Source organism: Kerstersia sp. (genome assembly GCF_052103615.1).
GTDB lineage: Bacteria > Pseudomonadota > Gammaproteobacteria > Burkholderiales > Burkholderiaceae_B > Kerstersia.
In genome coordinates, this window is sequence record NZ_JBQEKA010000112.1 from 1 (window position 1) to 9,123 (window position 9,123).

At 61.2% G+C, this 9,123-nt stretch carries 5 protein-coding genes; all 5 read right to left on the reverse strand.

What is annotated here, in order from left to right; genetic code table 11:
• Positions 1-91 precede the first annotated feature (91 nt).
• Positions 92-511, reverse strand: a complete 420-nt coding sequence (locus ACTJGZ_RS15030) for a DoxX family protein (RefSeq protein WP_441663713.1) — start codon at positions 509-511, stop codon at positions 92-94.
• 116 nt (positions 512-627) lie between these two features.
• The gene (locus tag ACTJGZ_RS15035; protein ID WP_441663714.1) at positions 628-1,449 is read right to left on the reverse strand and encodes a dioxygenase family protein; all 822 of its coding nucleotides are present in this window, start codon (positions 1,447-1,449) and stop codon (positions 628-630) included.
• A gap of 250 nt (positions 1,450-1,699) precedes the next feature.
• On the reverse strand, positions 1,700-2,212 hold the full coding sequence (locus ACTJGZ_RS15040) for a GNAT family N-acetyltransferase (protein ID WP_441663715.1): 513 nt from the start codon (positions 2,210-2,212) through the stop codon (positions 1,700-1,702).
• Between the two features lie 95 nt (positions 2,213-2,307).
• Positions 2,308-6,558 carry a DNA-directed RNA polymerase subunit beta' gene (gene rpoC / locus ACTJGZ_RS15045; protein WP_441663716.1) on the reverse strand — a complete coding sequence of 1,417 codons (4,251 nt, stop codon included), beginning with the start codon at positions 6,556-6,558 and terminating at the stop codon, positions 2,308-2,310.
• On the reverse strand, positions 6,558-9,123 hold a 2,566-nt coding region (rpoB, locus tag ACTJGZ_RS15050), incomplete at its 5' end, for a DNA-directed RNA polymerase subunit beta (RefSeq protein WP_441663717.1). The genes rpoB and rpoC, both read right to left, overlap by 1 nt.

Genomic DNA, 9,123 nt, shown 5'->3' on the forward strand with positions numbered 1-9,123 from the left:
CATATATTTAGATTAAATTAATTTAATACAATATAAACAAAGAACGGGCCTGCATAAGCAGGCCCGTTCTCAACATCACCCTAACAGGTGCTTAATCGCGCGACCGCTTGAGCGCGCAGGCGCCATCTCCCAACAAAGCCAGAGCCGCAGCAGCGACCGCCAGAAACACCGGATATTCCCAGCCGCCATTCGGATTGGAAAAACTCCAGCCATTGCTGAAATGCACCGTCGCTGCGGCCAGCAGCTGCACTGCCGCCACGGCTGCCACCCAGCGCGGGAAGATGCCCAGAATCAGCGCCACGCCCCCGAGCAGCTCAAAGGCGGTCACCGGGTAGGCCATCCAGCCCGGGAAACCGACGGATTCGAAGAAACCCGCCGTTCCCGGCAAGGTGAAAACCAGCAGCTTGGTCAGGCCGTGGGCCAGATACATGATGCCTAGCGCCAAACGCAGCAACAGCGCCGCGTAAGGGGCGGTATTGATGGCAACAGCCCTCTGTTGATGATCGTTCATGATGTGTGTTCCTTGAATTGAGAGAGATCCAGCCCATGGCCGGCAAGCTGGCGGCGCATCCCGCCGCAGCGCGCCTGGCCGCCACGCACGACTAACTTGAAAAAAACCTGCCTGCTTTACTGCGCGCCCGGCTGCGCCGGCGCCCCCCAGGCATATGACTCCATCGCCAGCACGCCATACGTTACACCGCCATCGAAGACTTGCACCGTTTCATCCGCCTCTGCCGCGCCGGCGGCAATCAGCAAAGGCAAAAAATGCTCTTCGGTAGGATGGGCCCGCACGGCTTGCGGCGCCAAACGGCGATAGTCCGCCAGCCGCTGCCAATCCTGCGCCTGCACGGCATCCCTGACCCAGCGCGTAAACGCCACGGCATAATCCTCGGCCTCGCCCGTGCCCGAGGCCCCCGCCTCGCGGCTGATTTCATACAGATTATGGGTCAGACTGCCCGAGGCCAGAATCAAGACGTTTTCGTCACGCAACGGACGCAAAGCCCGGCCCAGCGCCAAGGCCGCATGCGTATCCAAAGGATAAGGCAGGGCAAGCTGAAACACCGGCACATCGGCATCAGGGTAGAGGTAGCGCAAAGGCACCCAGGCGCCATGATCCAGGCCGCGCGTGTCGTCCAGGCCGGCTGCGATACCGGCCTGCTGCAAGCGCTGCACGATACGCGCCGCCAAGGCGGGCTCCCCCTGGGCCGGGTATTGCAAGGTGTATAGCTCCGCCGGAAAACCGCCGAAATCATGAATGGTTTCCTGCTCTGCGGCGGCGCTGACCAAGGCGCCGCCACGCGTCATCCAGTGCGGCGAAATCACGACAATAGCGGACGGACGGGCCAGCGCGGCGCCCAAGGCACGCAACTGCGGGCCGGCCAGACCAGGCTCCACAGCGAATGTCGGGGACCCATGGGAAACAAACAACACGGCTTGTTTGGCAGACATGCTTCACTCCTTTATCAAGCTGGCTGCCCGGCTGCCATCCAGAGAATGAATGCGGCATGCCGGCCAGGCCAGTGAAAACCGCCGATGAAGACACCGGCGCCCTGCGCGGATGAAACTGAGATCCCAACGCAGGACCAATGAAGTGAATTGTAGAGAGAATGAATCAGGCAATAAATATGCCGCAAAACAATTCAATGTCTCTATTTTAGAGACAATAAAATGCCTATTCGCGGGCTAAGGCCCCCGGCGTCTAAAGGGCCTGGGTCATCCAGCTGGCACCAGCGCCATAGCCCGCCAGCTTGGCTTCCACCGTGCTGCCAGGCTGAACCTGCACCGGTTCAAAGCCATGCCGCAACCAGTAGGCCCGAGCATGCCCCAGCGAGACCAGCGCGGCGCGCCGCATGCCAGCCAATTGCGCCCACTGCCTGCCAAATTTCAGCAATCCGCTGGCCACCCCGCGCCCTGCCATGTATGGCGCCACGGCGCAATCATGCAAAAACCAGGTATCGGCGGCGGGCGGCAAGCCTTCAAGCCTGGCATTGAGAGCGGGCGGCAGACCGGTATCCCAGGGATAGGAAATCAGATAGCCGCATACCTTGGCATTCTCGGCGCGCGCCACCCAGCAACTCGTTGCGGCCAGCGCCAGACGATTGGTATAGAAAGCTTCATCTTCCAGAATATCGGCCTCATAGACCTGAGCCTGCAAGTCCAGCACGGCATCCAGATCTTCCAGACGCATCGTCTCGATATGAACCGGCGTCATGACAACTCCATAAAAAAACAAACCCCCATGCCGCCCGAGGCAACATGGGGGAGTCAAGCCCGCCACGCAATGCGTGGCGGCAACTTGTACGGGGATTACTCCTCGGGCGTTTCGGGATTGCTGGCTTGCAGCGACACGTTCTCGAACGGGTTGCCGCTGGGCGGCAGGGGATCGTCCTCGAACGGGTTGGCCTGCGCACGGGCGGCTTCGCGCTCTGCAGCCTCGAAGCTTTCCTTTTCCTTGCGGGCGCCGTGGTAGGCCAGGCCTGTCCCTGCCGGGATCAGACGGCCCACAATGACGTTTTCCTTCAAGCCGCGCAGATCGTCGCGCTTGCCCATGATGGCCGCTTCGGTCAGCACCCGGGTGGTTTCCTGGAAGGAAGCCGCCGAGATGAACGAATCGGTCGAGAGCGAAGCCTTGGTAATACCCAACAGCACGTTTTCGTAGGTCGCGGGACGCAAATCTTCCGCATCCATACGATCGTTGGCATTGAGCAGTTCCGAACGCTCAACCTGTTCGCCAGGGATGAAGTCGGTATCACCGGCATCCACGACATGCACGCGGCGCAGCATCTGGCGCACGATCACTTCAATGTGCTTGTCGTTGATCTTCACGCCTTGCAGACGGTACACGTCCTGGACTTCGTCAACGATGTAGGACGCCAGCGCTTCGATACCTTGCAAACGCAGGATATCGTGCGGGTCGGCCGGGCCATCGACGATCATTTCGCCCTTGTTCACCACCTGGCCGTCGTGCACCAGCACCTGCTTTTCCTTCGGAATCAGGAACTCGTGCGCCACGCCTTCCATGTCGGTGATGACCAGGCGCTGCTTGCCCTTGGTGTCCTTACCGAACGATACCGTACCCGTGACTTCGGCCAGCAGACCGGCATCCTTGGGCGAACGGGCTTCGAACAGCTCGGCCACACGCGGCAGACCCCCGGTAATATCGCGGGTCTTCTGCGATTCCTGGGGAATACGCGCCAGCACTTCACCGATGGAAACGTCCTGGCTGTCGCGCACGGTAATCAGCGCGCCCACCGGGAACGAAATATTCACCAGGTGATCGGTGCCCGGGATGCGGACTTCCTCGCCCTGCTCATTGAGCAGCTTGATCTGCGGACGCAGCGCCTGCTTGCCGCCACGCGTCTTGGGCGTAATGACAACCAGCGTTGACAGGCCGGTCACTTCATCGACCTGCTTGGCAACCGTCACGCCTTCTTCGATGTTCTCGAAGCGCACCTTGCCGACGTATTCCGACACGATGGGACGGGTAAGCGGATCCCACGACGCCAGACGCGCGCCAGCCTGGACGACATCGCCGTCACCAACCAGCACCGTTGCGCCGTAAGGCACCTTGTGGCGTTCGCGTTCGCGGCCGTTGTCATCCGAAATGACAATTTCACCGGAACGGGAAATCGCAACGCGTTCACCCTTGACGTTGGTGACATAGCGCATGGAACTGGCGAACGCGACCTTGCCGCTCACCTTGGTTTCCACGCCGCTGGCCAGTGCCGCACGCGATGCCGCGCCCCCGATGTGGAAGGTACGCATCGTCAGCTGCGTGCCCGGCTCACCGATGGACTGGGCAGCGATCACGCCGACAGCTTCGCCGACGTTAACCAACGAGCCGCGGCCCAGATCTCGCCCATAGCACTTGGCGCACAGACCATGACGAGTTTCGCAGGTCAGCGGCGTGCGGACCTTGATCTCGTCCACGCCTACGGCGTCGATCAGTTCCACCGCATCTTCGTCCAGCATAGTGCCGGCCGGGATCACGGTTTCCTGGGTGTCGGGGTTGACGATGTCGATGGCAGCCACACGGCCCAGCACGCGGTCGCGCAGGGCTTCGATGACTTCACCGCCTTCGACCAGCGCGCGCATGACGTAACCATGCGAGGTACCGCAGTCGTCGCCGCGAATCACCAGATCCTGCGTCACGTCCACCAGACGGCGCGTCAGGTAACCCGAGTTAGCCGTCTTCAGTGCCGTATCAGCCAGACCCTTACGCGCGCCGTGAGTGGAGATAAAGTACTGGAGTACGTTCAGACCTTCACGGAAGTTGGCGGTAATGGGCGTCTCGATAATCGAGCCATCCGGCTTGGCCATCAGGCCGCGCATACCGGCCAGCTGGCGGATCTGCGCAGCAGAACCCCGGGCGCCGGAGTCAGCCATCATGTAGATGGAGTTGAACGATTCCTGGCGCACTTCCTTGCCATGACGGTCCAGCACCGGCTCGGTGGCCAGCTGCTCCATCATCGCCTTGCCGACCTTATCGCCAGCCTTGCCCCAGATGTCCACGACGTTGTTGTAGCGTTCCTGCGCAGTCACCAGACCGGAGGAATACTGCTTGTCGATTTCCTTCACTTCGGCGCTGGCTTCGTCCAGGATCTTAACCTTGACGTCCGGGATCACCATATCGCCCATGGCGATGGAGATACCGGCACGCGTCGAAAGGCGGAAACCCGACTGCATCAGCTTGTCAGCGAAGATCACCGTGGCGCGCAGGCCGCAGCGGCGGAACGACTGGTTGATCAGGCGCGAGATTTCCTTCTTCTTCAAGGCGCGGTTGAGCGACTCGAAAGGCAGGCCCTTGGGCAGAATCTCGGACAGCAGCGCGCGGCCAACAGTGGTCTGGAAGCGGCGCAGCACCGGCTGGAATTCGCCGTCTTCGTCCTTCACATACTCGTTCAGACGCACGGTAATGCGGCTGTGCAGCTCGACTTCGCCGTTGTCATAGGCGCGCTGAACTTCGGCGATGTCCGTCATGAACATGCCTTCGCCCTTGCCATTGATACGCTCGCGGGTCGCGTAATACAGACCCAGCACGATATCCTGCGACGGCACGATGGACGGCTCGCCGCTGGCGGGGAACAGCACGTTGTTCGAGGCCAGCATCAGGGTGCGCGCTTCCAGCTGGGCTTCCAGCGAGAGCGGCACGTGCACGGCCATCTGGTCACCGTCAAAGTCGGCGTTGAATGCCGCGCAGACCAGCGGGTGCAGCTGGATGGCCTTGCCTTCGATCAGCGTCGGTTCGAATGCCTGAATACCCAGACGGTGCAGCGTAGGCGCACGGTTGAGCATCACCGGGTGTTCGCGGATGACCTCTTCGAGGATATCCCACACCACCGGCTCATGGCTTTCGACCATCTTCTTGGCCGCCTTGATGGTGGTCGTCAGACCCATCGCTTCCAGACGGTTGAAGATGAACGGCTTGAACAGTTCCAGCGCCATCAGCTTAGGCAGACCGCACTGGTGCAGACGCAGCTGCGGACCCACCACGATGACCGAACGGCCCGAGTAGTCCACGCGCTTGCCCAGCAGGTTCTGACGGAAACGGCCGCCCTTACCCTTGATCATGTCGGCCAGCGACTTCAGCTGACGCTTGTTGGCGCCCGTCATGGCCTTGCCACGGCGGCCGTTATCCAGCAGCGAATCCACCGCTTCCTGCAGCATGCGCTTTTCGTTGCGCAGGATGATTTCCGGCGCCTTCAATTCCAGCAGGCGCTTCAGGCGGTTGTTGCGGTTGATGACGCGGCGGTACAGATCGTTCAGATCGGAGGTCGCGAAGCGGCCGCCATCCAGCGGCACCAGCGGACGCAGGTCCGGCGGCAGCACGGGCAGCACTTCCATGATCATCCAATCCGGCTTGATACCGGACTTCTGGAAGCCTTCCAGCACTTTCAGGCGCTTGGAAATCTTCTTGATCTTGGCGTCGGACGAGGTGGCCTTCAACTCGCCGCGCAGCGTTTCCACTTCGCGGTCGATGTCGATGGAGCGCAGCAGTTCGCGCACGGCTTCCGCACCCATCAGGGCACGGAAATCGTCACCGTATTCCTCGGTCTTGGCGAGGTAATCGTCATCCGACATGATCTGGCCGCGCTTGAGCGGCGTCATGCCGGGCTCGATCACGCACCAGGCTTCAAAGTACAGCACGCGCTCGATGTCGCGCAGCGTCATGTCGAGCACCATGCCCAGGCGCGACGGCAGGCTCTTCAGGAACCAGATGTGCGCCACCGGGCTGGCCAGCTCGATGTGGCCCATGCGCTCACGGCGCACTTTGGCCACGGTGACTTCAACGCCGCACTTCTCGCAGATCACGCCACGGTGCTTCAGGCGCTTGTACTTGCCGCACAAGCACTCGTAGTCTTTGACCGGGCCAAAAATCTTGGCGCAGAACAGACCATCGCGCTCGGGCTTGAACGTGCGGTAGTTGATGGTTTCGGGCTTGCGCACCTCGCCGAAGGACCAGGAACGGATCTTTTCGGGCGACGCCAGGCCGACCTTGATCGCGTCGAACTGATCATCCTGCGAAACCTGTTTGAAAAGGTCGAGTAGCGCTTTCATTAGTTACGCTCCAAATCCATGTCGATGGCCAGGGAACGAATTTCCTTGACCAGCACGTTGAACGACTCGGGCATGCCGGCGTCGATGGTGTGATCGCCCTTGACGATATTCTCGTAGATCTTGGTACGGCCGTTGATATCGTCGGACTTCACCGTCAGCATTTCCTGCAGGGTATAAGAGGCGCCGTAGGCTTCCAGCGCCCACACTTCCATCTCCCCGAAACGCTGGCCACCGAACTGCGCCTTACCGCCCAGCGGCTGCTGGGTCACCAGCGAGTACGGGCCGGTCGAACGTGCGTGCATCTTGTCATCGACCAAGTGATGCAGCTTCAGATAGTGCATGTAGCCGACGGTGACGGGGCGCTCGAAGGGCTCGCCGGTACGGCCGTCGATCAGCCAGGCTTGCGTGCGGCTGTCGGTCAGGCGCAGCTTCTCGGCGATCTCGTCCGGATAGGCCAGACGCAGCATCAGACCGATGTCTTCTTCACTGGCACCGTCGAACACCGGCGTTGCCAGGGGCACGCCGTTCTTCAGGTTCTGCGCCATGGTGACGATTTCATCGTCCGTCAGCGTATCCAGCGCTGCCGGCGTGCCGGAGCTGTTGTACACCTTCTCGAAGAAGCCGCGCAGCTTGGCCACTTCCACCTTGCGCTCGTCTGCCAGCATCTCGGCCACACGGTAGCCCAGGCCCTTGGCAGCCCAGCCCAGGTGAACTTCCAGCACCTGGCCGACGTTCATCCGCGAAGGCACGCCCAGCGGGTTCAGCACGATGTCTGCCGGCGTGCCGTCAGCCATGTGAGGCATGTCTTCCACCGGCAGGATGCGGGACACCACACCCTTGTTACCGTGACGGCCTGCCATCTTGTCGCCAGGCTGCAGACGACGCTTGACGGCCAGGTACACCTTGACCATCTTCAGCACGCCCGGAGGCAGCTCGTCGCCCTGCGTCAGCTTCTTGCGCTTCTCTTCGAAGGCCAGATCGAACTGGTGACGCTTTTGCTCCAGCGATTCCTTGGCTTGCTCCAGCACCAGCGCATGCTGCTCATCGGCCAGGCGGATATCGAACCACTGCCAGCGGTCGGTCAGGTCAGCCAGGTATTCCTTGCTCAGCACGGAACCCTTGGCCAGCTTGCGCGGGCCGCCGTTGACGGTCTTGCCGACCAGCAGTTTCTCGATACGATCAAAGGTATCGTTTTCGACAATACGCAGCTGGTCGTTCAGGTCCTGGCGATAACGGCGCAGTTCATCGTCGATGATGGACTGGGCGCGCTTGTCGCGCACAATGCCTTCACGCGTGAACACCTGCACGTCGATGACGGTGCCGACCATGCCCGAAGGCACGCGCAGCGAGGTGTCCTTCACGTCGGAAGCCTTCTCGCCGAAAATCGCGCGCAGCAGCTTTTCTTCCGGCGTCAGCTGGGTTTCGCCCTTAGGCGTCACCTTGCCAACCAGCACGTCATCCGCACGCACTTCAGCGCCGATGTGCACGATGCCGGAATCATCCAGGCGGTTCAGTTGCAGCTCAGGCAGGTTGCTGATGTCGCGCGTGATTTCTTCTGCGCCCAGCTTGGTATCGCGGGCCACCACCGTCAGTTCCTCGATGTGAACCGAGGTATAGCGGTCGTTCGCCACCACATTTTCGGAGATCAGAATCGAGTCTTCGAAGTTGTAGCCGTTCCAGGGCATGAACGCGATCAGCATGTTCTGGCCCAGCGCCAGTTCGCCCAGATCGGTCGAAGCGCCATCGGCCAGCACGTCACCACGAGCCACCAGGTCACCACGGCGCACGATGGGGCGCTGGTTGATGTTGGTGTTCTGGTTGGAACGCGTGTACTTGATCAGGTTGTAGATATCGACGCCGACTTCGCCAGCGACGTTTTCTTCGTCATTGACGCGGATCACCACACGCTCGGCATCGACGTAATCGACGATACCGCCACGGCGGGCCTGCACGGTCGTGCCCGAGTCCACCGCAACGGTGCGCTCGATGCCGGTACCGACCAGCGGCTTTTCCGGACGCAGGCAGGGGACGGCCTGACGTTGCATGTTGGCGCCCATCAGTGCACGGTTGGCGTCATCGTGCTCCAGGAACGGAATCAGCGAAGCTGCCACGGACACGATCTGCGACGGCGCGACGTCCATGTAATGCACGTTGGCGCCCGACGTCATCATGGTTTCGCCATCTTCACGGCAGGCAACCAGATCATCGACAAAACGGTTTTCTTCGTCCAGACGCGCGTTGGCCTGGGCGATGACGTAACGGTTTTCCTCGATGGCCGACAGATAGTCGATCGTGTCGGACACCTTGCCGTCCTCGACCTTGCGATACGGCGTCTCCAGGAAGCCGTATTCGTTCAGGCGGGCATACAGCGCCATCGAGTTGATCAGACCGATGTTCGGGCCTTCAGGCGTTTCGATGGGACACACGCGGCCATAGTGGGTCGGGTGCACGTCACGCACTTCGAAGCCGGCGCGCTCGCGGGTCAGACCGCCCGGGCCCAGTGCGGAAACACGGCGTTTGTGCGTGATTTCCGACAGCGGGTTGGTCTGGTCCATAAACTGCGAC